This window comes from Streptomyces sp. NPDC087263, from assembly GCF_044744645.1.
Lineage (GTDB): Bacteria > Actinomycetota > Actinomycetes > Streptomycetales > Streptomycetaceae > Streptomyces.
This window is the reverse complement of sequence record NZ_JBIUYT010000013.1, coordinates 208,856-233,847: the sequence shown is the minus strand read 5'-3', so window position 1 is coordinate 233,847 and position 24,992 is coordinate 208,856. Positions and strand designations below refer to the sequence as shown.

The 24,992-nt window shown below is 67.6% G+C and carries 30 protein-coding genes and 3 pseudogenes; 12 read left to right on the top strand and 21 right to left on the bottom strand.

Going from position 1 to position 24,992, the window contains the following annotated elements:
* Positions 1 to 300: 300 nt before the first annotated feature.
* Complete coding sequence (locus ACIPC1_RS35195; RefSeq protein ID WP_402524618.1) at positions 301 to 1,326, top strand: chitinase; 1,026 nt, start codon at positions 301 to 303, stop codon at positions 1,324 to 1,326.
* A gap of 1 nt (position 1,327) precedes the next feature.
* On the opposite strand, the gene ACIPC1_RS35190 is transcribed toward ACIPC1_RS35195, so the two are convergent.
* The 4 genes from ACIPC1_RS35190 to ACIPC1_RS35175 form a co-directional block, all read right to left on the bottom strand.
* Positions 1,328 to 1,774, bottom strand: coding sequence for an imidazolonepropionase-like domain-containing protein (locus ACIPC1_RS35190; RefSeq protein WP_402524616.1), 447 nt, complete (start codon positions 1,772 to 1,774; stop codon positions 1,328 to 1,330).
* Positions 1,775 to 1,781: 7 nt separating this feature from the next.
* Complete coding sequence (gene mqnC, locus ACIPC1_RS35185) at positions 1,782 to 2,981, bottom strand: cyclic dehypoxanthinyl futalosine synthase (RefSeq protein ID WP_402524614.1); 1,200 nt, start codon at positions 2,979 to 2,981, stop codon at positions 1,782 to 1,784.
* A gap of 99 nt (positions 2,982 to 3,080) precedes the next feature.
* The gene (locus ACIPC1_RS35180) at positions 3,081 to 3,974 is read right to left on the bottom strand and encodes a prepilin peptidase (protein WP_402524611.1); all 894 of its coding nucleotides are present in this window, start codon (positions 3,972 to 3,974) and stop codon (positions 3,081 to 3,083) included.
* A complete protein-coding gene (locus tag ACIPC1_RS35175; protein ID WP_402524608.1) occupies positions 3,971 to 6,955 on the bottom strand; it encodes a BTAD domain-containing putative transcriptional regulator in 2,985 nt (994 codons plus the stop codon). The genes ACIPC1_RS35180 and ACIPC1_RS35175 overlap by 4 nt, the downstream gene beginning before the upstream one ends.
* A 339-nt stretch (positions 6,956 to 7,294) precedes the next feature.
* On the opposite strand from ACIPC1_RS35175, the gene ACIPC1_RS35170 reads away from it, so the two are divergent.
* Positions 7,295 to 7,951 (top strand): hypothetical protein, encoded by a 657-nt coding sequence (locus tag ACIPC1_RS35170; RefSeq protein ID WP_402524606.1) that lies wholly within the window; start codon positions 7,295 to 7,297, stop codon positions 7,949 to 7,951.
* Positions 7,951 to 9,006: a hypothetical protein gene (locus ACIPC1_RS35165; protein ID WP_402524603.1), complete on the top strand. Its 1,056-nt coding sequence runs from the start codon at positions 7,951 to 7,953 to the stop codon at positions 9,004 to 9,006. The genes ACIPC1_RS35170 and ACIPC1_RS35165 overlap by 1 nt, the downstream gene beginning before the upstream one ends.
* Before the next feature lie 51 nt (positions 9,007 to 9,057).
* Here the strand turns inward: ACIPC1_RS35165 and ACIPC1_RS35160 are convergent, their stop codons facing one another.
* Positions 9,058 to 9,231 (bottom strand): hypothetical protein, encoded by a 174-nt coding sequence (locus ACIPC1_RS35160; RefSeq protein ID WP_402524600.1) that lies wholly within the window; start codon positions 9,229 to 9,231, stop codon positions 9,058 to 9,060.
* Between the two features lie 161 nt (positions 9,232 to 9,392).
* Positions 9,393 to 10,424, bottom strand: a complete 1,032-nt coding sequence (locus ACIPC1_RS35155) for a LuxR C-terminal-related transcriptional regulator (RefSeq protein ID WP_402524598.1) — start codon at positions 10,422 to 10,424, stop codon at positions 9,393 to 9,395.
* Positions 10,425 to 10,526: 102 nt separating this feature from the next.
* Here ACIPC1_RS35155 and ACIPC1_RS35150 point away from each other — a divergent pair, with 102 nt between their 5' ends.
* From ACIPC1_RS35150 to ACIPC1_RS35140, 3 genes and pseudogenes are all read left to right on the top strand, one after another.
* Complete coding sequence (locus ACIPC1_RS35150; RefSeq protein WP_402524595.1) at positions 10,527 to 10,988, top strand: cupin domain-containing protein; 462 nt, start codon at positions 10,527 to 10,529, stop codon at positions 10,986 to 10,988.
* Positions 10,989 to 11,097: 109 nt separating this feature from the next.
* Positions 11,098 to 11,466, top strand: a pseudogene (locus tag ACIPC1_RS35145) (Scr1 family TA system antitoxin-like transcriptional regulator); the annotation flags it as partial.
* Positions 11,467 to 11,474: 8 nt separating this feature from the next.
* Positions 11,475 to 11,678, top strand: a complete 204-nt coding sequence (locus ACIPC1_RS35140; RefSeq protein WP_402524593.1) for a DUF397 domain-containing protein — start codon at positions 11,475 to 11,477, stop codon at positions 11,676 to 11,678.
* Between the two features lie 323 nt (positions 11,679 to 12,001).
* Here the strand turns inward: ACIPC1_RS35140 and ACIPC1_RS35135 are convergent, their stop codons facing one another.
* The 3 genes from ACIPC1_RS35135 to ACIPC1_RS35125 form a co-directional block, all read right to left on the bottom strand.
* The gene (locus tag ACIPC1_RS35135; protein WP_402524591.1) at positions 12,002 to 12,487 is read right to left on the bottom strand and encodes a hypothetical protein; all 486 of its coding nucleotides are present in this window, start codon (positions 12,485 to 12,487) and stop codon (positions 12,002 to 12,004) included.
* 92 nt (positions 12,488 to 12,579) lie between these two features.
* Positions 12,580 to 12,897, bottom strand: coding sequence for a hypothetical protein (locus ACIPC1_RS35130; RefSeq protein ID WP_402524588.1), 318 nt, complete (start codon positions 12,895 to 12,897; stop codon positions 12,580 to 12,582).
* Between the two features lie 415 nt (positions 12,898 to 13,312).
* Positions 13,313 to 14,212, bottom strand: coding sequence for an alpha/beta fold hydrolase (locus ACIPC1_RS35125; protein WP_402524586.1), 900 nt, complete (start codon positions 14,210 to 14,212; stop codon positions 13,313 to 13,315).
* A gap of 57 nt (positions 14,213 to 14,269) precedes the next feature.
* On the opposite strand from ACIPC1_RS35125, the gene ACIPC1_RS35120 reads away from it, so the two are divergent.
* The gene (locus ACIPC1_RS35120) at positions 14,270 to 14,878 is read left to right on the top strand and encodes a TetR/AcrR family transcriptional regulator (protein ID WP_402524583.1); all 609 of its coding nucleotides are present in this window, start codon (positions 14,270 to 14,272) and stop codon (positions 14,876 to 14,878) included.
* A gap of 292 nt (positions 14,879 to 15,170) precedes the next feature.
* Here ACIPC1_RS35120 and ACIPC1_RS35115 read toward each other — a convergent pair whose 3' ends face one another.
* On the bottom strand, positions 15,171 to 15,785 hold the full coding sequence (locus tag ACIPC1_RS35115) for a TetR/AcrR family transcriptional regulator (protein WP_402524581.1): 615 nt from the start codon (positions 15,783 to 15,785) through the stop codon (positions 15,171 to 15,173).
* Positions 15,786 to 15,891: 106 nt separating this feature from the next.
* On the opposite strand from ACIPC1_RS35115, the gene ACIPC1_RS35110 reads away from it, so the two are divergent.
* Both ACIPC1_RS35110 and ACIPC1_RS35105 read left to right on the top strand, forming a co-directional pair.
* Positions 15,892 to 16,314 (top strand): ester cyclase, encoded by a 423-nt coding sequence (locus ACIPC1_RS35110; protein WP_402524579.1) that lies wholly within the window; start codon positions 15,892 to 15,894, stop codon positions 16,312 to 16,314.
* A gap of 86 nt (positions 16,315 to 16,400) precedes the next feature.
* Positions 16,401 to 16,598: pseudogene (locus tag ACIPC1_RS35105) on the top strand (IS701 family transposase); the annotation flags it as partial.
* Between the two features lie 124 nt (positions 16,599 to 16,722).
* Here the strand turns inward: ACIPC1_RS35105 and ACIPC1_RS35100 are convergent.
* Positions 16,723 to 17,055 (bottom strand): type II toxin-antitoxin system PemK/MazF family toxin, encoded by a 333-nt coding sequence (locus ACIPC1_RS35100; protein ID WP_144314455.1) that lies wholly within the window; start codon positions 17,053 to 17,055, stop codon positions 16,723 to 16,725.
* A 209-nt stretch (positions 17,056 to 17,264) separates the two neighbouring features.
* On the opposite strand from ACIPC1_RS35100, the pseudogene ACIPC1_RS35095 reads away from it, so the two are divergent.
* The 3 genes and pseudogenes from ACIPC1_RS35095 to ACIPC1_RS35085 form a co-directional block, all read left to right on the top strand.
* Positions 17,265 to 18,148: pseudogene (locus ACIPC1_RS35095) on the top strand (IS701 family transposase); the annotation flags it as partial.
* A gap of 33 nt (positions 18,149 to 18,181) precedes the next feature.
* Entirely contained in the window at positions 18,182 to 18,325 is a 144-nt protein-coding gene (locus ACIPC1_RS35090; RefSeq protein ID WP_402524733.1) for a hypothetical protein, read from the top strand.
* 57 nt (positions 18,326 to 18,382) lie between these two features.
* Entirely contained in the window at positions 18,383 to 18,721 is a 339-nt protein-coding gene (locus ACIPC1_RS35085; protein ID WP_384374309.1) for a hypothetical protein, read from the top strand.
* Between the two features lie 15 nt (positions 18,722 to 18,736).
* Here ACIPC1_RS35085 and ACIPC1_RS35080 read toward each other — a convergent pair whose 3' ends face one another.
* Genes ACIPC1_RS35080 through ACIPC1_RS35035 form a run of 10 tightly spaced genes read right to left on the bottom strand, consistent with a single transcriptional unit; the run spans position 18,737 to position 24,947 of the window.
* Positions 18,737 to 19,411, bottom strand: coding sequence for a hypothetical protein (locus ACIPC1_RS35080; protein ID WP_402524576.1), 675 nt, complete (start codon positions 19,409 to 19,411; stop codon positions 18,737 to 18,739).
* Position 19,412: 1 nt separating this feature from the next.
* Positions 19,413 to 20,084 (bottom strand): hypothetical protein, encoded by a 672-nt coding sequence (locus tag ACIPC1_RS35075; protein ID WP_402524574.1) that lies wholly within the window; start codon positions 20,082 to 20,084, stop codon positions 19,413 to 19,415.
* Positions 20,081 to 20,443, bottom strand: a complete 363-nt coding sequence (locus ACIPC1_RS35070) for a hypothetical protein (RefSeq protein WP_402524572.1) — start codon at positions 20,441 to 20,443, stop codon at positions 20,081 to 20,083. Before ACIPC1_RS35070 ends, ACIPC1_RS35075 begins: the two co-directional genes overlap by 4 nt.
* A 44-nt stretch (positions 20,444 to 20,487) precedes the next feature.
* Positions 20,488 to 21,162 (bottom strand): hypothetical protein, encoded by a 675-nt coding sequence (locus ACIPC1_RS35065; RefSeq protein WP_402524570.1) that lies wholly within the window; start codon positions 21,160 to 21,162, stop codon positions 20,488 to 20,490.
* Between the two features lies 1 nt (position 21,163).
* Complete coding sequence (locus ACIPC1_RS35060; RefSeq protein WP_402524568.1) at positions 21,164 to 21,835, bottom strand: hypothetical protein; 672 nt, start codon at positions 21,833 to 21,835, stop codon at positions 21,164 to 21,166.
* The gene (locus ACIPC1_RS35055; protein ID WP_402524566.1) at positions 21,832 to 23,196 is read right to left on the bottom strand and encodes a putative T7SS-secreted protein; all 1,365 of its coding nucleotides are present in this window, start codon (positions 23,194 to 23,196) and stop codon (positions 21,832 to 21,834) included. The genes ACIPC1_RS35060 and ACIPC1_RS35055 overlap by 4 nt, the downstream gene beginning before the upstream one ends.
* Positions 23,193 to 23,504: a hypothetical protein gene (locus tag ACIPC1_RS35050; RefSeq protein ID WP_402524564.1), complete on the bottom strand. Its 312-nt coding sequence runs from the start codon at positions 23,502 to 23,504 to the stop codon at positions 23,193 to 23,195. The genes ACIPC1_RS35055 and ACIPC1_RS35050 overlap by 4 nt, the downstream gene beginning before the upstream one ends.
* Before the next feature lie 53 nt (positions 23,505 to 23,557).
* Positions 23,558 to 24,025 (bottom strand): pilus assembly protein TadG-related protein, encoded by a 468-nt coding sequence (locus ACIPC1_RS35045; protein WP_402524561.1) that lies wholly within the window; start codon positions 24,023 to 24,025, stop codon positions 23,558 to 23,560.
* Complete coding sequence (locus ACIPC1_RS35040; protein WP_402524559.1) at positions 24,022 to 24,492, bottom strand: TadE/TadG family type IV pilus assembly protein; 471 nt, start codon at positions 24,490 to 24,492, stop codon at positions 24,022 to 24,024. The genes ACIPC1_RS35045 and ACIPC1_RS35040 overlap by 4 nt, the downstream gene beginning before the upstream one ends.
* On the bottom strand, positions 24,492 to 24,947 hold the full coding sequence (locus tag ACIPC1_RS35035) for a TadE family protein (RefSeq protein ID WP_402524557.1): 456 nt from the start codon (positions 24,945 to 24,947) through the stop codon (positions 24,492 to 24,494). The genes ACIPC1_RS35040 and ACIPC1_RS35035 overlap by 1 nt, the downstream gene beginning before the upstream one ends.
* Between the last annotated feature and the right edge of the window lie 45 nt (positions 24,948 to 24,992).

The window sequence follows — 24,992 nt, the reverse complement described above, 5'->3', positions numbered from 1 at the left end:
ACATTAGGAGGGATTTATGTGTCAAAAACTCGGGTTCCCATGTGAGGCACCAATGAGAAACGCCCCAGCCTGTCTCTTCCCTGAGAGAATCCATAAGCATCCTCCCAGCTCAAGACGGTCACATATAAACCTTATGCACCATTTTCACGACCAATTCATCCGATTTGTGAGTACTTTCCCATGACGTTCCTGTGCTCTTCCTGTATTCAGGATTCACGGTCGGATGTGACACCTTTCCACTGCGGAAACGCGCTTTGTTTCCATCCTGAGACAGAAACCACGAGAGCGGGTGCATGCGCAATGAGGAGTTTCCTGAAGCCGGCCGCCGGGCTCGTCTGCCTGGTGGCTCTGGCCTGTGCGGGGTGCTCCTCGGGCGGCAACGACGGTTCGGGCGCGGCGACTTCGGAGCCCTCAGGGGCCGCGTCGACCCCCGCGCAGAGCGAGTCGTCGTCCACCTCGTACGCCCCTTATGTGAGCGCCACCGACGCCTCCGCCACGGACTCCGCCGGGTCCCCGACGACGTACAACCTGGCTTTCGTGATCGCGAACGGCAGCGACTGCACGCCGACCTGGAACGACACGTCCGCGATCGACGACGCGGCCGTGAAGTCCCGGATCTCCGCGCTCACGGAGTCCGGCGCGGACGTGCGCGTCTCCTTCGGCGGGGCGTCCGGCAAGGAACTCGCCGAGACCTGCGACAGCGCGTCCGCACTCGCCGCGGCCTACGGCGCCGCCCTCGACGCCGCCGGGTCGACCCAGGCGGACTTCGACATCGAGGGCGACGCGCTGACCGACTCCGCCTCGGTCGCGCTGCGCTCGGAGGCGATCGCCCTGCTCCAGAAGGAACGCACCGACCTCCAGGTCTCCTTCACCCTGCCCGTGATGCCCTCCGGCCTCGACGCCGACAGCCTGGCACTGCTGGAGTCCGCCAACGACAACTCCGTGGCGGTCTCCACCGTCAACATCATGACCATGAACTACGGCAGTTCGTACGACGGTGACATGGGCGACTACGCGATCACCTCCGCCGAGGCGGCCCACACCCAACTGGCGGACGTCTTCGGCCTCTCCTCGGAGAACGCCTGGCACGGCCTCGCCCTCACCTCGATGATCGGCGTCAACGACATCGACAACGAGACGTTCACGCTGTCCGACGCGGCACAGGTCCGGACGTTCGCCGAGGAACAGGGGATCGCCTGGGTCTCCGCGTGGTCGAGCTTCCGCGACCAGCAGTGTGAGGACGGCTCGTCGAGCGACGACGCGGCCACGGACTGCAGCGGGGTCGAGCAGAGTGCGGGGGCGTTCGCGGAGGCGTTCGCCGGATGAGCTAACGGCGCCGGTGCACCAGACGCCCCGCGCACACGGTGGCGACACACGCCCCGTCCTCGTCGAACACCGCGAGGTCGGCACGTCCGGTGTCGGCGATCGCGGCCTTCTTCGTCCGCGGGAGTACGGCGATGTCGTTGCGGGAGGCGGCGGTACGCAGGTCGGGTGCGTCGGCGAACTCCGCCAGTACGGCGGTGGCGCCCGACTTCAGTACGGCGTGCAGGCGTTCGCGCGGTGACGGCGCCTCGGGCAGCGGCCCCTCGTGGACGAGGGCCGGCCCGAGGACCCCGGGCCAGTGCCGCACCCGCGCCCCCGGAAACCGCTCGCGCAGCTCGTCGAGCGGGCCGACACCCGCGACCCGGTCGCCCTCGACGGCGACCCCGGCGTCCTTGAGCGGCTCGCCGTCCCAGGCGCGCCGCACCTCGTCGGCGGCGTGAATCGTCAACACGGCGAGGCTAGTTGGACGCGAGCAGCTTCAACTCGGGGTGTGCCGTGCCGCCCTCGATCGCCGTGGACGAGATGTGCGAGGCGACGCGATCGTCGACCGGGTCGTTCGCCGGGTCGTCGTGGACGACGATGTGCTCGTACGTCGTGGTCCGCTGGGCGGGCACGCGCCCGGCCTTGCGGATCAGGTCGATGATCTCCATGCGGTTGGAGCGGTGCTTGGCACCGGCGGAGGAGACGACGTTCTCCTCCAGCATGATCGAACCGAGGTCGTCCGCGCCGTAGTGCAGCGACAACTGGCCGACCTCCTTGCCGGTGGTGAGCCAGGAGCCCTGGATGTGGGCGATGTTGTCCATGAACAGCCGCGCGATGGCGATGATCCGCAGGTACTCGAAGAGCGTGGCCTGCGTCTGGCCCTTCAGGTGGTTGTTCTCGGGCTGGTAGGTGTACGGGATGAAGGCGCGGAAGCCGCCCGTGCGGTCCTGTACGTCGCGGATCATCCGCAGGTGCTCGATGCGCTCGGCGTTGGTCTCGCCGGTGCCCATGAGCATCGTGGACGTCGACTCGACGCCAAGGCCGTGCGCGATCTCCATGATCTCCAGCCAGCGCTCGCCGCTCTCCTTCAGCGGGGCGATGGCCTTGCGCGGCCGCGCGGGCAGCAGCTCGGCACCGGCGCCGGCGAAGGAGTCGAGGCCCGCGGCGTGGATCCGCGCGATGGCCTCCTCCGCCGACACCTTGGAGATACGGGCCATGTGCTCGACCTCGGACGCGCCGAGGGAGTGGATGACCAGCTGCGGGTACGCGGCCTTGATCGCGGCGAAGTGCTTCTCGTAGTACTCGACGCCGAAGTCCGGGTGGTGTCCGCCCTGGAACATGATCTGCGTACCGCCCAGCTCGACGGTCTCCGCGCAGCGGCGCAGGATGTCGTCGAGGTCACGCGTCCAGCCCTTGGCGGTGTCCTTGGGCGGCGCGTAGAAGGCGCAGAACTTGCACGCCGTGACGCACACGTTCGTGTAGTTGATGTTGCGCTCGATGATGTAGGTGGCGATGTGCTCGGTGCCCGCGTACCGCCGCTTGCGTACGGCGTCGGCGGCGACGCCGAGCGCGTGCAGCGGGGCGTCGCGGTAGAGGTCGAGCGCCTCTTCCGGGGTGATCCGCCCACCCTCGGCGGCACGGTCGAGGACGGACTGAAGGTCGGCCTTCTCGGTCACCGGGAGTGTCCCTTTCATCAGGGTGTGGACGGACCAAGCCAGACTACGCCAGCCCTCTGACAAGCCCGACGTCAGGCCGCGTACGCCGCGATCCCGGCATCAGGCGGCGTACGCCCCGATCAGGAGCCCGGCGTACGCCCCCGCGATCAGAAACGGCCCGAACGGGATCGACGTCTTGCGCCCCGCGCGCCGCGCCACGACAAGACCCACCCCGTACAGCGCCCCGAGCAGGAACCCGGCGAAGGTCCCCAGGAACACCACGCTCCACCCGTACCAGCCGAGCACCGCCCCGAGTCCGAGGGCGAGCTTCACATCCCCGAACCCCATGCCGTTCGGGTTGATGAGGAAGAGCACGAAGTACGCGCCGCCGAGCGCGAGCGCCCCGAACAGCGCGGTCAGCCAGTCCCCCGCGTGCTCGGGGACGGCCGCGGCCACCCCGAGCAGCACCAGGGCCGCCGCCGCGAGCGGCAGGGTCAGGGCGTCCGGCAGCCGCTGCACCTTGAAGTCGACCACCGCGAGCAGCACCCCGAGCGGCACGAGCAGCAGCCATGCGCCAAGTTCGGGGCGGGTGCCGGTGGCCGACGCGAGGGCGGCGCAGAGGAAGGCGGTGACCAGGGAGACGAGGGGGGTGTGGGGGCCGTACGACGGCGGGGTCGCGGTTCCGTACGAGGACCCGCTCGCGGTTCCGTACGAGGACCCGCTCGTGGTTCCGTACGAGGTCCCGTCCGCGGAGGCCGCCCGTTCCGCGTCTCCGGGCGCCGCACCCGCGGAGGCCGCCCCGGTGCTGCCGGGCGCCGCCCCCGCCGTACAGGCACCGCATCGCGCGAAGCCGAGCCAGCCCTTCGCGAGGCCCGTGATCGGGTGCCCGGCGGGGCAGCTGTCCCGCCATGTCTCATCCGGGTCGACCGCGAGCCGGTACGCGGCTCGGGGCAGCAGCAGCCCCGCCGCCGCGCCCCACACCGCGGCGAAGGCGGCGAGCGCCAGTTCGCTCATCCCACCGCTGCCACGCCACTGCGCCAGGTCGGCAGCAGCTCGTCGAGGAGTGCCTCCGTACGCGGCGGCACCCCGCGGGCGCCGCTGCGGGAGACGAGGTCGGCGGCGAGGCGCTTGAGGCGGTCACTGTCACCGGTCGCGTGCGTCGCGCGCAGCAGTTCGTTCCAGAGGCGTTCGTCCGAAGGAGCCGAGTTCAGGGAGGCGTTGAGGGCCTCGATGGCCTTCTCGGCACGCCCCTTCTCCAGGTGGAACTCGGCGAGCGCGAGCCCGATGTCCGCCACGAGCAGCGGGAGTTGGGCGTCGATGATCTCGTGGCTGAGCCAGCCGTACCGGCCCTGCGGGCGGTCGGCGAGCAGTGGACCGCGTACGAGCACGAGCGCGTCCGTGAGCAACCGCCCGCGCACCGCACGGCTGTTGACGCCCTGCCCCTGCGTCGCCTCGTGGTACAGCGAACGCAGCACATCCAGGTCGGAGACGACCGCCTTCGCGAGCGTGAGCCGCCCGCTCGCGTCGGTGCCGAGCCGCGGCGTGCCGTCCGGGTCGCTGCCCAGCCAGCTCCGCAGCCGCTCGACGAGCGCGTCGCGTACGTCGTCGGTGACCCCGCGCGGCCACAGCGCGGAGGACAGCACCCGCGGGTGCACCCCCTCGCGGTGCAGCAGCAACAGCGCCAGCGCCTCGTGCATCAGCGGGCTGCGCTCACCGTCGGGCGTCTCAAGACCGATGATCTCGTACGGACCCACAAGCCGTGCGTACACGGCCGGCCGCCCCTGCTCGCTGATGTCGACGAGGAACGGCGGCGCGGCGGCGTTGGTGCTCTCCCGCTCCGGGTCCGCCTCGACGAACAGCTCCACGACCGCCTGCTGCAAGGCCAACGGCAGTGTCTGCGCGTCGAGTTCGAGCCCGAGCAGCGGGGCGAGCAGCTTGCCCCCGGCGGTGATCTCCATCTCCCAGGCGGCGCCCGGCAGATCGCCGCTCTCGGTGCCGACGAGGTATCCGATGCCCAACCGGCTGGCGTCGGCGGCGAGTTCGGCGAGCCTGATGGCGTCCTCGCCCTGCGGTTCGGCCGCGAGCAGTACGAGGTGGGGGGCCCAACGGGTGTGCTGGGCAGGGCCCGTACGCCCGGTGAGGACGGAGTCGTGACCGGCGGCGCCCAGCGCGCCGCGGCGCTGCCGGGTCTCCGCCTCCATGGTCTCAAGCAGCGCCTCGATGTCGTCGAGGTGGCGCAGCCGGTTGGGCGCGAGCGGTGTGAGGTCCTGCCCGAACCCGACGAGCGTGATCGTCATGCGGTCGGACCAGCCGTTGGTGGCCAACTCGGCGGCCACGGAGGCGAAGACACCGGCGCGGTCGCGGTCACTGCCGCTGAGGGAGACGATCCCGGGGACGGACTCGAGGTTGAGCAGCAGCCGGGAGTCGTCCATGGTCCCGAGGCTGACGAGCCCCGGGTACGGAGCGGCGGTGTCGACATCCTCGTACCGCTCGGCGTCCGTCCGCGCCAGCATCCAGAACGTCTGGTCCTGCCCGAGCTGCCACGGCGCGGGCGGCTTCCCGGCCGGCTGGGCGAGCTGGAGGTGCAGATCGCCGTTGCCGCTGAGCCAGGCCGCGTAGACGGTCGGCAGCGGCCGCGACTCGGCGGCGAGCGCCGCGGCGAGCCCGCGCAACGACAGGTCAAGAAGGCGTACGCCTTCGGGGTCGGCGCCCACGAGCAGCGCGTCCTGCGCGTCCGCGGCGGAGCCTGTCGGAGTCGGCGGCTCCATCCCGCGGCGCCCGCCGACGGCACCGAGCGCCGACTGCCAGAGCGCCTGGCGGCGCCGGCGCCCGAGCGCACCGAGCAGCCCGGCGGCGAGCAGGGGCGCACCGACGAGGGCTTCGGGCAGCCCGAAGGAGAAGCCGCTGTCGTCGGAGGAGGCCTGAGCGGCGGGCGCGTGCTGCTGGCCGCTGCCGCCCTGGTCAGTGCCCTCGGGCCGCTGCTGGGGCACGTGGATGTGCGCGGTGTCGCGGTCGCCGGAGCCCTGCTGAGCGCCCTGCTGAGCGCCTTGCTGTTGGTCCGCTGCCCCGGTCTCTGCGTACTCCTGGATCTGCCGCTGGGCCGGCTCCGCGGCCTTGGGCGCCTCGTCGGGCATCTCGACGAGGTCGCCGCCGCGGGCGTCGGCGGGCATCTCCAGGATCCAGCCGGGCCGGATGAGACTCGCCTCCGACAGCTTGGAACCGTCGGGCTGCGTACGGTCCTTGTTGAGCTCGTAGATCTCCTTGTACCGGCGCCCGTCGCCCAGATGCCGTTCGGCGACCTCCCACATCGAGTCGTGGTGACGGCCCTCGGGCGGCTGGATCCGGTAGTACTTGGTGTCGCCCGCCGTGGCGGTACTGGCCCCGCTCTCTACGTGCGAGGCGGCGTTGGCGGCCTGCTCGGCGATGGCGGCGGCCGCGTTCGAGGCAGCCTGCTCCTGCTGCTGCCCGAACAGCCCGCCCGGCGTCTGCTGAGCGGCGGCGACGGTCCCCCGCTGGTTCCCCTCCATGCTGTGCCCGAGCTGCGAGAGTCCCGGCGTGAAGCTGGCCGCGGTGGCGCCCACGAGCAGCAGCGCGGCGACGAGCTGGCGCGCGAGCAACTGGCTGGGCCCGGAGCCCGGTACGCGGTTCGGCAACCCCACGCCCGACAGCGCGGCCTTCACCTCGACGAGCACGCAGGCGGTGAACTGGGCCCAGGCGAACCAGACGAGGACAGTCAGCACGTTGAGGAACGTGTCGACCGTGATCTCCTGCTGCAACCAGTCCAGCGTCGGAGCCCCGCTCGGTAGCGGCCACCCCATCTGCGTCGCCAGCGCGCCGGGCACCCCGACCAGCAGCACGACCAGGGCGAGGAACGCCCCGAACGCCTTCCCGAGGTCCCCGAACGTCCGACGACGCCGGGGCAGGGGCTGCGGCGTCCGATTCCTCGGACCCGGCGGGCTTCCCGTGGAGCTTGAAGAAGTGGTACGTCGGGCCATGGCGGGTGTCCTGGGGTCGTGTGTGGAGGGGGTGGGATAAGGGGGGCGTACTGAGCCTACTGAGATCTTATGTTTGGCGCGGAAGACCAACCAGGGGGTGGGTACCGCCACCCGGTACGTTTCCTCACCTTCTGTCCACTAAGCCCGAGTTGCCCGTCCATTCGCAACCTTCGCGCCGCCCACCCTCCTCACCATTCGCAACCGTCACACCACACTTCTCACGGCCCTCACACAATCCCCCACCACCGCACTGATCCCCTCTACCCACCCTTGATAGTTTCGTTCTCTGTCGCACACAGCCTCTGTCACACACAGCCGAATCACTGGGGGAGCAGGCCCGTGGCCCGTCGCACCATGACCACCGCCGCCATCGCGTTCACCGCGAGCACGGCCCTGTTGCTCACCGCCTGCGGCGGAAGCGACGACTCGTCCTCGGACGACATCAAGGGGGCGGACACGGGGACGAGCAGCCCGTCCGCCTCGACCTCCGCATCAGCGTCAGCGGCGTCCGACGTCAAGCGCCCCGAGATCACCCTGCCGAGCGACTTCAAGCTGACCTTTGAGGGCTGGACTAGCGGCGACGCCGTCGAGCAGGCGGTTCTCGACGACGCCAAGGAACAACTCCGCGCCGGGTACGCGGCCATCATCGCGAAGCAGCCCGACGGCGGTCCGGCCCTTGCCTTCTACGACACCGAATCCGGCCTTTCCCAGGACCGACAGTGGATCAAGACCTACTCGGACAAGGACCTCACGGTGTTCGGCGACCTGCCCGCCTTCGACCCCAAGGTCACCTTGGGATCGAACAAGACCAGCGCGTCGCTCAATTACTGCACCGACGAGAGCAAGGCGTACTCAAGGAACCGCGGAACCGGCAAGGTCGCCGGAAATCCCGCGGGCACGGACCCGGAGGTCTTTTACATCGCCTCCCTGGCCAAGAATTCTCAGGGCGTCTGGCAGAACGTGTCGACCCGCTCGGAGAGGGGCGCCTGCCAGTGATGAACAGCCGCTGCGGATGGCCGTCCTTCACCATTGCCTCACTGGTCACGATCCTCCTCGCGTCGACACCGGCCCATGCCATCGGAGACGGCGGCGCCAACGGATCGGTCGATGACAAGGGAAACATCGCCGCCTCCGCCTCCTCCCACACCCGGATCAAGGTCACCCGGGTGAGCGGCCCCACCGGCGGAAAGCAGGGCTCGCTCTCGTCCACCAACGTGAACTGGAAGCCACCGCCCTGCTGGTACGAGCCCGTCTTCACTCCCGCTCAGCTGAAGGCCTTCTCGGAGACCGGTGCCGACGGTGACGTCAGCCTCCGGCAGGCCTGGGACGGAACGAGCCTGTGGACGGACCACTTCAGGGACGAGCAGGACGCCCCCAACTATTTCGCCACACCGTCGACCGCCAACGGCTACAAGGACTACAACCTCGGCAAGGACGGCTACTTCTGGCGCGGAGTCGCTCCGGACCTGGCGAACGTCGACGACACGTCGCTGTGCGGTCAGCTCATGTTCTGGCAGGGCGCCGGCCAGATCCCCGACGTGCCGAACGCCCCCACGCCCAAGACCCTCGCCGAGTACGCCTACGACAAGATCAAGGTCCCCGAGACCGAGATCGAACTGAAGCCCGCCACCAAGTCCACGGTGAACCTGCCCACTTGGGTCTGGCTCGACAAGGGCACGTTCCAGGAGGTCAAGGTCCGCGCCGAGTTGCCGAACACGGGCCTCTGGGCGGAGACCACGGCGAAGCCGGTGAGCCTCCACCTCCAACCCGGCACGGGTGACGCCGAGACCCTCCCCGCCTCCGGCGAGTGCAGGATCAACGACGACGGCTCCATCGGCACCCCGTACACGAAGGGCGACGCCGACAAAACCCCGCCCTGCGGCCTCACTTACCTCCGCGCCACCGACGGAAAGCCGTACGAACTGAAGGCCTCCGTCACCTGGCAGATCACCTGGACCGGCTCCGACGGCACCGGCGGCAACCTCCCCGACGGCACCTTCGAGACGACCCAGGACATGAACGTCCAGGAGATCCAGTCGGTCAACCGCTGACGCGACTGGCCTCACGTCAGCCCGAACAAGCTCCTACCGGTCCCTCCCCGCTCATGCGACCTCACGGCGGAAAGAGCCGGTGCCGTCCTTCGAGGTCGGCAGCCGCACCAGCTCGCCGGTCAGCTCCAGCAGCCCGCACCACTCGGCCAGGCGCGCCAGCGGCTCCAGCCCGCCGTACGCAGTCAGATTCGGATCATCGAACCGCGCGGAGATCCGCGCCGCCACATGAGAAAACTGCCTCTCAGAAGTGCCCTGCCGGTCGTGCGTGCTGGAAGCCTGGAGAACTCCCATCATCACAGGCCGCGGGGCACTTCCTCGTTCCCGGCAACGTTACTGCCGGACATCAACCGGTGGATCCGGGCTGAGCCGTCCGCCGTAATCAGGAGTCACGGGGCGAACACGCGGCCGACCAGCTCCCGCCTGCTGTGTACCCCGGTCTTGGCGAAGATCGACTTGAGGTGTGCCTGAACGGTGTGCGGTGAGATGAACAGGCGCTCAGCGACTTCGTGCGTCCCGCACCCCTGCACCACCAGCTCGGTGAGCTCCCGCTCCCGTGCCGTCAGCCCATAGATGGCCGAGATCAGCGGAGCGAGGGACGGGGAAGGCGCGGCCTGCAGGATGACCGCGATCCGCTTCGGCGCACCGGCCATGGGCGACGCATGCACCTGCACCCATCGCCCGGAAACCCCGAGCGCCCTGGCACTCGCGCTGCCCTCCGGGCCGCGGGCCCGCTCGGCGGCGGCGAGCAGGGCGAAGGGAAGCGCGTCCCGTCCGGACACCCCCAGATGGCTCAGCTCTTCCAGCCATGTCCTGGCCGGTTCGGTGACCGACTCGACCCGCAGGTTCTCGTCCAGCAGAACCAGCCCCGGCCACAGTGTGACCGGATGGCCCGTCGTGCACGCACGGATCCCCGCGGCCCTGAGTCCACGGCCCAACAGGGAAGACAGGTCGTGTGCGAAATCCTGATCCACCTCGGTGAAGTCAGCCGGAGCCATCCGGAACAGCGCGAGGCATCCCCAGGCTTGACCTTCCACGACGAACGACACCCGCAACTCGCCTCGGATATTGTACGGCGCCAGCAACTCCCGGTAGCGCAGGCTGCGTTCCAACTGTCCGCCGGTCGCCGCGCTGAGCACACCACTGTGCCGAGGTTCCCTGGCCAGCTTGACGAACGAGTTGAAGTCGCTGCTGAGATAGGCGAACTTGGCAACGTTGGCATCGGGCGGCGGCATGTCGTGCAGGAAGTATCCGGTCTCCACCAGCGTCGCCGGGTCCACTGTGTGCCAGCAGGCGCCGTCGTTGGGCAGCGCCCGCGCCACCAACCGGTTCACTTCCACGAACAAGGTCGCCAGATCCAGTTCGGCCTCGCTGAGCCGCGCTATGCCTTCGACCGCGCGTGCCCGAGTTGCGTGGTTCACACCTCGATGGTCGCACATCATGGCTCCGCATGGACCCCCATAAAAGTGGTATAGGCAGAGTTGTCGCAGATCAGTAGCGTTTCCGTCAGAAAAGGGGGAACCATGACGATCAATTACGTCCGGGCCGGTGCAGGGCCCGCGGCCTGGGTCGCCGGCGACACGTACACCTTCAAGGCGACCACCGAGTCGACCGGCGGCGCGTTCGCGTTGCTCGAGGCATCCATCCCGCCCGGCGGCGGCCCGCCGCCGCATGTCCACACCAAAGAGGACGAAGCGTTCTACCTGCTCGACGGAGTCCTTGAGATAACGGTCGGCGAGGAGAAGCACCTCGTCCGAGGCGGCGACTTCATCTTTCTGCCGCGCGAGATCGTGCACTGCTTTACCAACCCGTCCGTCAACGCGGCTCGTGCGCTGATCCTGATCACGCCGGGAGGCTTCGAGAAGTTCTTCGCCGAAGCGGGCATCCCGGCCCGGCAGGGTGAGCAGTCTCCGCCGTTCAATCCGGACGACCTCGAGCGCCTCGCCGGACTGTCCGAGCAGCACGGCGCGCGCATCCAGATCTGAGGAGCTCCACATGAGCAGCGCACAAGACGTATTCGACGTGATCGACGCGATGGACGTGCAGGCGATGGGCAACCTGCTCGTCGGCGACGCGACCATGGGGTTCGGCAACGGCGCCCAACCCATTCCCTACAAGGCAGTGGTGCACGAAGCGGCACTGCGCATCAGGGTCGGCGACCGCGCCGCATGACGTGCGCAGCTCGACCGGGTCCTAGAACTCTCTGAAGCGGACCACGTGACCGTACGGGTCATCCCCTTCGGCCTGGACCGTTTCATCGATGCCGGAAGCGCGATGGTGTACGCGGGCGGCGCCGTCCCCAAGCTGGACACCGTCGTACGGGATGCACCGCATGGCTCGGCCATCGTCGATTCCGAGGCTCAACTCAGCAGCTTTCGAACGCTCTTCCGTAGAGTGGAGGGTGTGTCACTCGAACCCGCACGGTCGCGTGACTTCATCCACAGGCTGACGAAAGAACTGTGAGGCGCACGATGACGAACCCGCACAACTGGCAGAAGTCATCCTTCTCCGGCGGCGGCGACGGCAACGCCTGCGTCGAACTCACCACCAGCCCCGCCGCGGTCCACCTCCGCGAAAGCGACACCCCCACCACCCACCTCACCACCACCGCCGTTCCCCTCGCCCACCTTCTCCGGGGCATAAAGACCGGCACCCTCATCACACCCCCGGCGTAAGTACCCCGGAACCGGCCGAACCGCAGTCGCCTTCCCGGGCATGGGCGTCCCGTTGACGCAGAGGATTGATCCGCATACGCCCGACGAGAAGCTTTCAGAAGCCCCTCTTCGTCAGCAAGCGTTCACCCTTCGACCAGCGCACACCACCACACTGCGCCCTCGCGTACAGGTCCTGTCCGGCCAACTGTTGCTTCACTCGTACCAGTTCGCACCGAACCGAACCAGGCTGCGCCCTGGGGTGGCGGCCGCGAACAGCCACCCGGAGCCACCGAGGCGGTGCCATCTCAGGCACTCCGCCCGCGCGCAGCGATCGTTCTGGCATCTCACTGTAGATCCGATGGAAGATTTTGCCTCACCGCTGCATGAAAATCCTCCAATCGGTTGGACTCACCTTCAATAAGTTCGAGCAATTCATACGCGTATGACGCCGCGTCGATATTACGGCCGGACGAGATCTCTTCATAAAGAAGCCATGCGCCACTTCGAATAGTCTCCTGGCATTCTTCGGCAACGTCATCCTGCTCGCCGTTGGCCAGTGCATGGAGGACCAGCATCAACTGGCGCCGATGCTCGGCGGGGACCCCCCTCGTCAAGGCAGCCATGACGATCGACGCCGTTGCGACAGCAGGCTGCATTAGATTCGACTGCACGAACGCATGATTGTCAGCCCATCCTTCCCCTTCTCGATCTGGCGGAGGGCCCTCCAGCGATCGGAGGAAGTCCACCGGAATGTGCTCGCCGGTCCCGAGGCATCCACACGTCATACGCCCCCAGTCATGCCGGGCGATCTCTATACTCAAAATGTTCATGAATCCCACGTTAGCGCCCCCAGCTCCCGCCTTGCTCCGCCTGTATGCCGGGTATGAACTGGGTCGGATCGCAGAAAGTAGGGCAAGCTAGCTCAGCACCTAAGCCTGGCTACATCTCCTTTGATGGTGAGGAAGTAGTTCTCCAAATGCTCTCCACTGTCCGCGTCTTCGAGGATGAGACCCAGGTCGAGGATTTTTTTGACGACCTGCGCTGTCCGCAGACCGTCCGCATCGGGACGTGGAACTTCCGACAAGTCGTCGAAGTACGGTTTGACTGTCGCCCACACTTCTGTGGGTTCGAACCTGCAAACAAAGACAGGTTGATCCACCGCGAATTCACGGAGCGTTCCGAGAAGCTCATCGTCTCGCCAAATTCTCCAGACTGCACCCATGGCCCCCCTCTGCATCATGCGACTCACACTCATCGGCCACTGGGGACCCATCGTTCATTATCTCATCGAAGCTCGTGCCGGTAGGCCAGTATTTGACTATGACATCAGAGTTGACTCCGTGTCTGACGAGGAACTCAGAGCGCGATAAGCCAACCTCAGAGCATTCGGATCGAGATACGTCGAAACGGATACCGCTGGATAGAAGAGGCCTTTCGAGCTCGTAACAGGATCATGGGTGGGCCTTCTTGAGGCCTCTCCAGCAGATGAGGCGGCATGCCAGGGAGACGAAGGCGTCGTGGAGTTCGAGGCGTCGTTCCCCTCGGATGGCGAGGCGTTTGAACTGGTGGAGGAGGGCGAGGGCCTGCTCGACGACGTAGCGGAGTTTGTGGAGCTCCGCCTGTCGTTCGCGAAGTTCAGCCGTGTGGCGTGCCTGCTACCGGTTGGCCACGAGGAAGTTCTCCAGGATCTCGACAAACCGCGCCGGCTGCTCCTCAGCCGGGTAGTGGCCGCAGTCGTCAAGGACGACGCCCGTGACATCGTCGGCCGCCAGCCGCATCGTCTGGGCGGCATTCGCGCCGCTCCACAGCGCGCCGCCGACGGCGAGCACCGGCAGCGTCAGCCGGGTCTTGCTGCGCTGCTCGTTCTGCGCGATCGTCTCGTCCAGCGCCCGGTAGTACGCGAAGCTCGCCCGCAGTGCGCGAGGATCCGCGGTGATCGCGTCGACGTAGACGTCGACGGCGTACGCGGGGATCGCGGTCTGCGTGGCGGCCTTGGTGGCGAACTGCCAGCCGAAGAAGAGCCGTTCCCGTCCCCGGACCAGTTCCTCGTTGAGGTCGGTGAGCCGGTTGAAGCCGAACTGCCAGAGCTTCAGGTTGGCCGCGGCCGGGCCGAAGAACGGCGGGGACGGTGTGAGGCCGGGGATCACTGCTTCGAGGATGGCGAGCCGGCCCACCCGCTCGGGGTGATCGGCGGCGAGGGCGTATCCGGTCCACGTGCCGATGTCGTGGCCGACCACGTCGAACCGGTCGTGCCCGAGCGCGGTCATCAACGCGACCAGATCGGTGGCGAGCGTGCCGGCGTCGTAGCCGTCGTCGGGCTTGTCGGAGAGCCCGGCCCCGCGCGAGTCGACGGCGACGACGGTGTGCCGGCGGGCGAGCGCGGGCATCACTTCCCGCCAGGCGTACCAGGTCTGGGGCCACCCGCCGATCAGCAGCAGCGCCGGGCCGTCCCCACCGGTGACCGCGTGCAGCCGCAGTCCGTTCACCTCCACGAGCCGGCTGGTGAAGACGTCAAGGAATCCGTCAGGCAGCCGCAGCGAACTCAAGGTTGTCATGCCGGCGACCCTACCCATCTTTGAACGATCGGTACAAGATGTGTAGGCTGACCGACCATGGCAGGCCGCAAGCAATTCGACGTGGACGAGGCGCTACGACGTGCGATGCACGTCTTCTGGCGCTGGGGTTATTCGGAAGCCTCGATCGATCGCCTGACCGAGGGCACGGGCCTGGGCCGGGGCTCGCTCTACGGCACCTTCGGCGACAAGAGTGCCCTCTTCCGGAAAAGCCTCCAACGGTACGCGCAGACCTACCACGCGCTGTACGAGCAGGCTCTGTCCGGCCCCCACCCGAGCCCGAGCGCCGTTGTGGCCGCCTACCTGCAGGTCGCCCTGAACCGTATCGCCGACCCGACGGTCCCGGATGGCTGCCTGCTCACGGTGTCGGCAACGCAGTTCCCGGCGCTTGACGCGGAGGGTCAGGCGATGGTCCGCGCCATGATCGACGGTTTGCGGGCGATGCTGGAGCAGGCGTTGCTGGCGGCGGGGGCCGGTGAGCAGGAGGCGGTAGAGCTGGCGTTGTGCACGCTGGCGACGAACAAATCTCTGGCGGTGCTGAGCCGCGCCGGCTTCTCGGGCGAAGACCTGGCAACCGTCGCGGCAGCCGCCGCCAAGAATGCCAAGGCTGTGCCGAATCGACCGGCCGAACCCTCGGGGCCGCGATAGGCGGGAACGACTCCGTCACCCATGGATCTGCAGAGACCTTGGGGCAGCCGGCGGCTCGGCAGGAAGTGACTCGGCCCAGCCCTCATAGGGGCTGAGCCGACCCTGGCGACGAAATCGTCCCACCGGGGGAAGAGGCTGACCTGAGCCGCCTCGGTCTTGGGGCACTTGAAAGCCCCCCAGTACTCCCGTCGTAGATCACGATCTTCATGCCTGAGTGGCTCGCAGGAGCGGTCCAGAGTGCGTGTTTCCGGACGAGCACGCAGCGCGGAAGCCGGCGTCGCGCTTGCCGCTTTCAGCGGATGCTGCCGTCCGGCGTCGAGGGAGTGTCGGTGCCCTGTCTGACCAGGAGGACGAGTCGCTCTGCTTGAGTGGCGTCGGTGGTGGTCAGGGCGATCCCGTTGGCCAGGGCGAGTAGTTCCGAGGCGTTGAGGTCGGCGCGGACAGCGCCGACGCTTTGCGCCCGGGTCAGCAGTGCGGACGCGGCTGTGTGCATCGAGTGGTGCCAGCGGTCGAACAGCGCGGAGCGCTGGCCGGTGCGGTCGTCGGTGATCGACAGCGCCAGTTCCCGCTTGGCCGCCACGTGTGCGATGAAATCCTGAAGCCAGTCGAAGAGGGCGTCGCCGGGAGGATCCTCGGCCAGCAGGGACTGGCTCCGGGCGCAGAGTTCGGCCACTTCCTCGGAGTAGACGGCGATGATCAGTTCGCGACGCGTCGGGAAGTGCCGATACATCGTGGCGTTGCCGACGCCGGCCCGGCGGGCGATGTCGTCAAGCGGGGCGTCGACGCCGTGGTCGTGGAAGACGTCCCTGGCCGCGGCCACGAGCAGGTCGTAGTTGCGCTGAGCGTCCGCGCGACGACGACGCTGGGGTTCCGAGCGCGGCGCAGGTTCGGCGCTCTGCGATGGCATGACCCTCCTTGTTAATCGGGGACTTCCCCGGTTACGGTAGCCGAACACGGCAAGCGGGGAGTTCCCCACTTGTCGCCTCACGCGTCCCCCACCCGAGGAGATCTGCATGCCGCAGGGAGTAAAAGACACCGCACACCCAGGGCCGGGAGAGATCCACCGGCGCATCGTTGAGAGCTACGCGCAGGTCCTGGAAGGCCGGCTCGAAGACGCCCTGACGCTGGTTGGCCCGGAGGTCGTCGACCATCGAGGAGGCACGGAAGGCGATCACCGTGGACGCGACGCCTGGCGACAGAAGTGGGAGTCGATGGGCGCGGGCAGTGCATTTCACGACGTCTCGGTGACGATCGAGCAGAACGTCGTCTCCGGCGACACCTCCGTCAACCGATACACCAGCCGGGGCACCCACACGGAATCCGGCCGACGCTACGAGGTCCTCGGCATGGACATGGTCCGCGTCCGCAACGGCCGAATCGTCGAGCACTGGGCCCTGCGTGACGCCGACGCGATGCGCGACCAGTTGGGCCGGTGAAAGAACCTCCTGCGTCCGGCGGCCGGATGGTGCCCGCCGCGCCCAACGGGAAGCTCGCCCGCTGGCGGGAGGCGTTCGACAAGCTCATGGACCGTGTCGCGGGTCGGTTCGCCCGGGTCGAACCCCGGCGCAGGATGAGGAAGTTGGTGCTTGGACTGCTGTCCGACCTGCCGCGCAAAGACTGCTGGACCATCGCCGAGTGGGCCGGCGACACCACCCTGGACGGCATGCAGCACCTGCTGGGCAGGGCCAAGTGGGATGCCGATCAGATCCGCGACGACGTACGCAGCTAGTACTCCAGCCGTAGATCGTGATCTTGTGAGTGGGGGCACCGCTGATATGGCGCGGCCACCATTGACCATCTCGACGAGACCGGCCGCGCCATCGGCGGCGTCCATCCCTCTCTGCCTACTTGAGTCCACCGAGACGAAGAGCATCCTCGATCTCGCTGAGCTTCGCGGACGGCAGGACGCCCGCCTGCCCGGTCAGGTCTTCCCTGGCCAGGGTGACCAGCCAAGTGCAAGGGATGAGGTCAGGACGTGGAAGTGCGACTCTCAGGACGCCTTCGAGAGGCAGTCCTTCGGGGGCACCTACTGCCACCTCAACGGCCACGCCGCTGAGATCGGTGCCCGCGGGAGCGACGACCTGCATCGCCAAGAAACCGGACGCCTCTTCTCCCGACAGCAGCACGACTGCCCGCTGCTCGTTGAAATCTGCCCACCAGACTTCGCCACGTCGCATATGTCCTCCTGACACGGGACGGTGCGCCTGCGTCGCCCCATCGACCGCCGCCTACTCCAGGCACAGATCGTAATGTTGGCTGGTCAGGGCCGACGATAAGACGCTGCGGCCACCGTTGATCATCGTGAGTTGTGTGGACTGACGAAGAGACGGTGGCCGCAGGTCACAGCATAGAACCCGCCCGTTGGCAGGACGCGTTCGAGGGTCTGATGGGCCGGATCGCGGGGCGCTTCGCGCGGGTCGAACCCCGGCGCAGGGCGGCGCGGTTGGTGCTCGGTCTATTGGCCGACCTGCCACGCAAGAACTGCTGGACAATCGCGGAGTGGGCCGGCGAGACCACTCCGGACGGTATGCAGCACCTGTTGGGCCGGGCCAAGTGGGATGCCGATGCGGTACGCGATGACGTACGGGAGTCCGTGGTGGAGCATCTGCGCGACGACCGGGCGGTACTGGTGGTCGACGAGACCGGGGACGTGAAGAAGGGCACCAGCACGGTCGGGGTGCAGCGCCAGTACACCGGCACCGCTGGCAGGATTAAGAACTCCCAAGTCGCTGTCTACCTGGTCCACGCAGGTCAGCACGGCCACGCCGCAGTGGACCGGGAACTCTACGTTCCGCGCTCCTGGACCTTGGACCCCGACCGCTGCCGGGCTGCGGGCCTTGCCGAGGACACCGTCTTCGCCACCAAGCCGGAACTGGCTGCTCGCATGGACGCCGGCCACCAGGCCGCATGAGTTGCCGGCGACGAGGTCTACGGCGGTAACCCGAAGCTGCGTAGGCGCACTGGCGGAACGCGGCACCGGCTACGTCCTCTCGGTGGCCTGCTCGCACGAAGTCACCACCGGTGCAGGGAAGTTCCGTGCGGACACCTTGGCCAAGAAGGGTGCCCAAGCGGGCCTGGCAGAAGCTCTCCGCCAGGCCCGGGGCCAAGGGCCACCGTTTCTACGACTGAGCAGTCATCGACCTCGCCGACCCCCGCCCCGGGAGTCGGCAGCTGCTGATCCGCCGTAACCGCAGCACCGGCGAACTCGCCTACTACCGCTGCTACTCGCCCGCACTGGTGCCGCTGACCGTGCTGGTCAGAGTCGCTGGACCCGGCGCGCAGGGCGACACGCGTATCCTTCGCATGGCGCTGACCCAGACGTACATCCCCGTCCCGGGAACCACCGACCAGGCCGTCCTCGTCTCCGGGGCCAGCCCCGTACTGGACCTGGCCGAGGCCTTCCACGACATCTTCGATGCGGTGACCGGAACGTTCCGCTTCGTCTGACGAGTGACGGGCACAAGTCTTGACGATGCTTAACGACCGACCTTGGGGGGACCCGACATGGGCAACGGCAAGAGTGACCTCGCGCTCCCGCTGAGTGAGCTGGAGGATTACGGAAGTCGGCTGCGGTCCATCAAGACCCGGATGAACCGCACCAAGAAGCTCTTCGAGTCCTACAAGGAAGACCTCGGCGACAACACCGTCTACGACGCCCTCGACGACTTCGAGTCCGGCTGGGAGGACGGCCGCGAGGACATCACCCAGGCGCTCGACGCCCTCGCCGACATGTCCGACGCCGTCGTCCGCGAGTTCAAGAAACTCGACGACCAGCTCGCCAAAGACGTCTCGGAGGGCGTGAAGCAAGGGGGCGAGGGAGGAGACAAGGGCGGCGGCGCGTAAGCCGTCCGGAACGTCTCACATCCCCGGAGTACCCGATGCCGCCGAGTGCGGATCGGGCACGTGGACCCCTGCGCGACGGGCGCGGTCGAGGGCCTGCGGGGTGGCTCCGGCGGCTTCGGCGGGGATCGCCCAGTTGTAACTGCTGAGCTGGTGAATGACGTAGAGGCGACGCGGGCCGGGGGCGGCGATGACGGCGGCGAAGCGGGGATCTCCGGCGAACCAGATCTCCCGGACCTGGGCCTTGCGCTCAGGTGTGGCGCGGCGCCCCAGGCGTCCTCCCCACCAGACGGACCGCACGTGCGAATGCATGACCATCGTCACCAGTTGGCCCGGCGCCTCGGGGTCGGGAAACCTCAGCCAGGTATAGCCGGCCCGGACACCCGGAATGTTGCCGACACCGCTCTCCGGAGTCTCATGAACCTGCCAGGGATAGTGCCGCAGGAGGCGGCGCGTTCGGAATGCACCAATGATGTATCTGGGCTGTAGGAAGGCCCGATAGAACGAGTAGAGCATCGGGACGAAGAAGAACCACAGTGTCCAGGTGATCGACATGACCACATACCACGCCAGAAGGCCCATCCAAGCCACCGGCCACAGGATCTGACAGGCGATCGCGCAGATGACGAGCTTGGTCCAGGCCCGACGCGTTGCCGGATCCTCCCAGGCTGTGAGGTGCTGGGTGGGGGGCATGTCATTCCTCATCGGGTGTGTCCGGGAGCGGGTTGTCGAAGCTGACCATACGGGCGATGTCGAGGAGCAGGCTCCGGTAGTGGCGGGCCCGCTCGACCGCGGTCGTGGCCAGCGTGAGGATCGCGATCCGCCGGCCGTCGGGGCACGGTACGTAGGCGGTGACCTGAAGCAGTTGGCGGTGGGCAGCCAGACCTGCTTCCAAGGGCCCGGTCATGCGCGACTGTACGAGCGAGGCCGGACCACAAGGCAGATCGAGTGTCTCGATGTGTTCGGCGTCGTCGGCGCCTGCGGCGGCGCGGGCCGCGAGGACACTGCGCGGCGCCCAGTCGGTCACCCGCCAGGCGAGGGTGAACAGGGACAGCAGCAGACCCCCGTCGCCCTCGTCGTCCGCGTGCAGTCCGAGCGAGCAGTGGATTGTTCCGGTTTCCAGAAGCATCTGAGCCATCCGCCGCACCGGAGCGATCTCGGCCAGCAGCCGTTGCCGGGATGCTGGGTCGGGAAACACGTCCAACAGCGAGCTCAGTGTGCCGCCCGGACCCAGCTCTTCCGGACCGTTTCCTGCCTTCATCAGCTCTAGGAGCGGGAGGGCAACGAAGCCCGGGGGAAGCGCGAACCAGACGTCGGCCTCTTCGGCCCGAGCGGAATCGTCAATCAGATACGGCGCGGTACTCACGATGTTCCACCAGTCCCGACCAGCAGGAAGTGCAGAGCTCCCGCTGTCGCCGGGAGATCGACTCCCAGGGTTCGGGGACCGTCCAGGAAACCGGTGACCGCGGTGGTTACGTCATTGTCCAGACTCCCCACAAGGCTTCCGGCCACGCCTACAACAGCGGTTCCGGCGCCCAGCAACGTCGCGGGCTTGTCGATCTTTTCGACAATCGGAGCCAGCCGCCCTCCGAACACCCTGGGATGGGCCAGGAGGCTCGCCGCCCCTTCGGCGGAAGCGGCCTCGGCCTTGATCGAGTTCCCGATCGTCTTCGCCGACGTCCCGATTCCCGTCCCGGCCTGGATGATCCTTTGCCCGAGTGTCAACGGGGGGAGACAAGGGCGGCGGCGCGTAAGCCGTCCAGAACACCTCACATCCCCCGAGTACCCGATGCCGCCGAGTGCGGATCCGGCACGTGGACCCCTGCGCGACGGGCGCGGTCGAGGGCCTGCGGGGTGGCTCCGGCGGCTTCGGCCGACATGCTTTTGCCGTAGCTCGGGCGCTGGTGAATCACGTAGAGGCGTCGGGGGCCCGGCACCGCGATGACGGCGGCGAAGCGGGGGTCGCCGGCGAACCAGACCGTCTTGGCCTGGGCGGTCTTCTCCGTGCTGAAACCGCGCCCGAGGCGTCGCCTCCACCATGCGGACCGAATGTGCACACGCAGGACAACCGGCACCATCTCATCCGATCGCTCGGGGTGAGGGAAACTCAGCCAGACGTCACCCGCGGTCGTGTCGGGAATCGTGCCGATGCCACTCTCCGGCGCCTCGAACACCTGCCAGGGATATTCCTGCAGGATGCGGCGGGTGCGGAGGGCCCAGGTGAAGTAGGCGGGTTGGAGGAAGGCCCGATAGAACGAGTAGAGCATCGGGATGAAGAAGAGCCACAGTGTCCACGTGATCGACATGATCACGTACGCCGCCAGGAGGCCCACCCACACGACCGGCCAGATGACCTGGCCCGCGATCGCGCAGGAGATGAGCTTCTTCCAGGCACGGCGCGTCTGCGGGTCGTCCCATGCGGTAGGGGGCTGCGTGGGGGGCATTTCATTCCTCGTCGGGTACGTCAGGGAGCGGGTTGTCGAAGCTGACCGTGCTGGTGATGTCCCGCAGCAGGCTGCGGTAGTCCCGGCTGTGTTCGACCGCCGTCGTGGCCAGCTTCAGGATCGCGATCCTCTCGCCGTCAAGGCAAGGAACGTATCCGGTGACCTGGAGCAGCTGTCTTCCAGTGGCCGTACCCACCTCCGGGGGTCCGGTCAGGCGCGTCTGTACGAGCGATGCGGGACCGCAGGGGAGATCGAGGGTCTCGATGTGCTCGGCATCCTCCGTGTCCGCGACGGCACGGAGCGCGAGGACACTGCGTGGCATCCAGTCGATGGTCCGCCAGGAGAGGGTGAACAGGGACAGCAACAGGCCGCCGTCGCCCTCATCGTCCGTGTGCAGTCCCAGCGAGCAGTGGATGGTTCCGGCCTCCAGGAGCACCTGGGCCATCCGCCGGACCGGAGCGATCTCGGTCAGGAGCTGCTGCCGGGACGAGGGATCGGGAAACGCCTCCAGCAGCGGACGCAGGGTATCCCCAAGGCGCGCCCCCTCTGAGCTGTCCCCCGCTTCCGTCAACTCCAGGAGCGGGAGCGCGACGAAGCCCGCGGGCAGTGCGAACCAGATGTCCGCCTCCTCACTCCGTGCGGACTCGTCAATCAGATAGGGCGCGTTGCTCATGACGCTCCCCTTGCGCCGACCAGCAGGAAGTGCAGAGCTCCCGCAGTCGCCGGAAGGTCGACTCCCAGGGTTCTCGGGCCGTCCAGGACACTGGTGACCACGCTCGCCGTGTCGTTGTCCAGGCTGTCCACAAGGCTTCCGGCCACGCCGTAGACAGCTGTTCCGGCTCCCAGGAGAGTCGCAGGTTTGTCGATACGCTCCAGGACCGGGGCCAGTCGTCCGCCGAACACTCTTTGGTGGGCCAGGATGCTCGCGGCGCCTTCGGCAGCAGCGGCCTCCGTCTTGACCGAGGTTCCGATCGTCTTGACCGAGGTCCCAACCTGGGCGATCTTCTGGCCGAGCGTCAGTACCTCACCGACCTCGCCCACCGTCCTGGAAGCCGCGACCAGCGCTTCCGGCGCCTTCATGAGGCCCTTGGTCACCGCCCCCAACCCCGGCACCATCCCCAGAAAATCCCCCGCGACCCCCAACGCGTTACCCCAGAAGTCGGCATCCAGCTCGCCGTTCATGATGCCGTCCTTCAATGACGCCATCACCTCGGGATCGCTGACTCGCAGGGCGAACGCCGCTCCGCTGAGCAGTCCCGCCGCGAGGAAGAGCATCCAGGGCGCGATCACGGTGAGTCCCAGGAGCGCGATCACGCCGAGTACGGCCGCACACGCGCTGAGGATGTCGGGCAGGTTCTCGCCCAGCCAGTCCGTGAACTTGTCCCACATACCGGGTTCGTGAGGCGCCAGCTTGTGGGTGGCATCCCCGATGAGACGGGCTCGCTTGCGCGCGGTGGTCTCGTGCTCGGTCGCGAGGGAGCGGGCACGGCGGAGTACGTCGTCCAGGTTCTCCTGGGCTGTGGTCACCGCGCTGTCCGCCTTGGTCAGGGCCGAGTGCGCGTCGTCGTAGGCCCGCCCCTTGTTCTTCTCCAGAGCTGGATCGTTCTCCGCCTTGTCCGCGTGGCCCTGGGCGCGCTCCAGTGCGGCGCGCGCGTCCTCCGCCTCGCCGTCGAGTTTCTTCGCACGGCGTTGGAAGTCCTCAAGTTCCCCGGCCCACAGGTCCAGTTGCTTGGCTGCCTTGCCGACGGAGTGGGCGCCGTTCTGGAGGTTGAGCGGCAGGGGACCGCCGTCGAGTTGCTCACGGAAGGCGACCGCGGCGTCACCCTCCCAGTAGCTGCCGTCCATCAGCTTCGTCACCTTGGAGTGGGCCTTCTCCATCTCCTTCACACAGCTGGTCAGCTTGTGGTGGAGGGCCCGTACGAGTTCCGTGGCGCCCGGCGCGGGATTGAAGCCGAGGTGGGTGTAGGGGTTCGTGACGCCGGGGTCGGATTTCAGACCCTGGGGCCGGTCCGCGTCCACGGTGGGAACGGTCACTTCTGCCGCCCCTTCTGCGCCGCCTTCTCCAGGGCCTTCTCCAGAGCGACGTCCACCTCGTGGAAGTCGTCCTTGGCCTTCTTCGTGATGTCGGTGAGGTCCTCGATCTGGTCGGCGATCTCCTTGGCGCCGTAGTGCCAGTCCTCCTGGAACTGGTCACACGCCTTGTCCAGATCGTCCGTGCCGAGGCCGGCGACGCCGGAGTCCCGCAGGGCTTTGTGCAGAGCGAGGAAAGAGTCCTTCGCCTTCGTCAAGTCTGTGTAGAACTTGTCCAGTTCGGTGCCGTCGACCTTCAAGTGGTCAGCCATCCGAGATCCCCGTCCTTGCCCTTCCTACCCTCGGGCACCGACCTGGGGCCGTCCTACCCAACCTCGTTCTCCGCGACCGCCCGCCCACGGACGACCACATCGCCGTCGTAGAACATCCCCGTGAAGATCGGGGAGTAGGTGAGCTGGACCTCGACCTCGACCTGGTCGGCGTTGGCGGCGACGCAGTGGGTTGCCGCTATGTCCGCGCCGGACATGCCCATTTCGCGGGCGAAGGCCTGTACTCGGGCGCCGCAGTTCGCGAAGTTGATGGGTGCGGGGCCGCCCGCGTTGTCGTACAGGGCTTCCTTGTCGATGTCCTGGGCGGCGTAGCGCGCGGCCTGTTCGGCTATGTCGGCGGCGCGTTCTCGTTTGGAGATGGACATGCCGCCGTCGATGACGAAGGCCGAGAGGGAGAGGAAGACGAGCGCGAAGATGATGACCGCGCCGGCGCCCGAGCCGCGGTCGTTCAGCGCCGCTCGCCGAGTGTCGAGCCAGTTCCGTACTAGCGGAGGGAAGTTCACGCCGTCCTCCGGAACGGGTCGAGCGGCGAGCTGAAGGTGGACGTCAGCGTCGTGGGTACGTCGAGGCCGAGCATCGCCAGCCCACGCACCTCACAGCTCACCTCGAGGGTGAAGATGGTGTCGGGTTCGAAGCCGGCGCTGGTCTGGTTCACCGTCACCGGGCCCGTACAGACGTCCCCGAGATCCGCCTCCGCGGCCTTCTGTGCTTCGACCATGGCGGTGGCGTGGTCCTTCTGGATCGATCCGGCACGCGCCGCGTCCCGTGCGGCGCCGTCCAACGCCCCGCGCCCGTCCACCAGTTGCCCGAAGGCCACCAGGACGAGGATGAAAAGGATCATCACCGGAGCGAGGATCACCACCTCGATCGTGGAGAGCCCCCGGTCCCGTCCGGCAGCAGCGCCGCGCTCGCGGATCCAACGGCTCCAGCGGATCCAACGGCCCAAGCGGCTCCTGGTGGGGAAACCCATCAGTTCCCATCCTCCGCTACGAATCTCTCCACCGGCCCCGAAGACTGCGCGTGCACGGTCAGGTCGAAGCCGGGGAACACCGTGGGCACCTTCGCCGTGATCTCCACCCCCACCGTGTTCTGCTCCGGCTGGAGCATCGTCACGTCCGGGGACAGCACGAGCTGCGGGCCGAGTTGCTGGATGTAGCTGTCGACTACGTCGCGGGCCTCGCCCCGCCACCCGCCCCGGTTTTCGTCGGCCGTGGCGCGGGCCTTGCGCGCGCCCGCCTGGGCCGCCGCCTGGGCCACGTGATCCGCGAAGAAGTACAGCGCGAACTGCACCGTCGCGAAGATCATGAAGAACAGCACCGGTGTGAGGAAGACGAACTCGATCGCGGTCATGCCGGAGTCACCGCGGGTGGAGGCGGCTTCTTTGGCGGCCTCCACCCTGCGGCGGACCCAGCGACTTACGCACACGAGCGGTTCTCGTTCTTCCGAAGTGGACGGGTGGGCGGATGGACT

Bases quoted from the DNA above. Each gene is read 5' to 3' on its own strand.
- ACIPC1_RS35135 (WP_402524591.1), bottom strand. From the start codon at position 12,487: ATGAACATTTTGAGTATAGAGATCGCCCGGCATGACTGGGGGCGTATG.
- ACIPC1_RS35175 (WP_402524608.1), bottom strand. From the start codon at position 6,955: ATGGCCCGACGTACCACTTCTTCAAGCTCCACGGGAAGCCCGCCGGGT.
- ACIPC1_RS35110 (WP_402524579.1), top strand. From the start codon at position 15,892: ATGCCGCAGGGAGTAAAAGACACCGCACACCCAGGGCCGGGAGAGATC.
- ACIPC1_RS35150 (WP_402524595.1), top strand. From the start codon at position 10,527: ATGACGATCAATTACGTCCGGGCCGGTGCAGGGCCCGCGGCCTGGGTC.
- ACIPC1_RS35140 (WP_402524593.1), top strand. From the start codon at position 11,475: ATGACGAACCCGCACAACTGGCAGAAGTCATCCTTCTCCGGCGGCGGC.
- ACIPC1_RS35165 (WP_402524603.1), top strand. From the start codon at position 7,951: ATGAACAGCCGCTGCGGATGGCCGTCCTTCACCATTGCCTCACTGGTC.
- ACIPC1_RS35195 (WP_402524618.1), top strand. From the start codon at position 301: ATGAGGAGTTTCCTGAAGCCGGCCGCCGGGCTCGTCTGCCTGGTGGCT.
- ACIPC1_RS35090 (WP_402524733.1), top strand. From the start codon at position 18,182: ATGGCGCTGACCCAGACGTACATCCCCGTCCCGGGAACCACCGACCAG.
- ACIPC1_RS35125 (WP_402524586.1), bottom strand. From the start codon at position 14,212: ATGACAACCTTGAGTTCGCTGCGGCTGCCTGACGGATTCCTTGACGTC.
- ACIPC1_RS35120 (WP_402524583.1), top strand. From the start codon at position 14,270: ATGGCAGGCCGCAAGCAATTCGACGTGGACGAGGCGCTACGACGTGCG.
- ACIPC1_RS35100 (WP_144314455.1), bottom strand. From the start codon at position 17,055: ATGCGACGTGGCGAAGTCTGGTGGGCAGATTTCAACGAGCAGCGGGCA.
- ACIPC1_RS35130 (WP_402524588.1), bottom strand. From the start codon at position 12,897: ATGATGCAGAGGGGGGCCATGGGTGCAGTCTGGAGAATTTGGCGAGAC.
- ACIPC1_RS35115 (WP_402524581.1), bottom strand. From the start codon at position 15,785: ATGCCATCGCAGAGCGCCGAACCTGCGCCGCGCTCGGAACCCCAGCGT.
- ACIPC1_RS35085 (WP_384374309.1), top strand. From the start codon at position 18,383: ATGGGCAACGGCAAGAGTGACCTCGCGCTCCCGCTGAGTGAGCTGGAG.
- ACIPC1_RS35080 (WP_402524576.1), bottom strand. From the start codon at position 19,411: ATGCCCCCCACCCAGCACCTCACAGCCTGGGAGGATCCGGCAACGCGT.
- ACIPC1_RS35050 (WP_402524564.1), bottom strand. From the start codon at position 23,504: ATGGCTGACCACTTGAAGGTCGACGGCACCGAACTGGACAAGTTCTAC.
- ACIPC1_RS35180 (WP_402524611.1), bottom strand. From the start codon at position 3,974: ATGAGCGAACTGGCGCTCGCCGCCTTCGCCGCGGTGTGGGGCGCGGCG.
- ACIPC1_RS35060 (WP_402524568.1), bottom strand. From the start codon at position 21,835: ATGAGCAACGCGCCCTATCTGATTGACGAGTCCGCACGGAGTGAGGAG.
- ACIPC1_RS35065 (WP_402524570.1), bottom strand. From the start codon at position 21,162: ATGCCCCCCACGCAGCCCCCTACCGCATGGGACGACCCGCAGACGCGC.
- ACIPC1_RS35040 (WP_402524559.1), bottom strand. From the start codon at position 24,492: ATGGGTTTCCCCACCAGGAGCCGCTTGGGCCGTTGGATCCGCTGGAGC.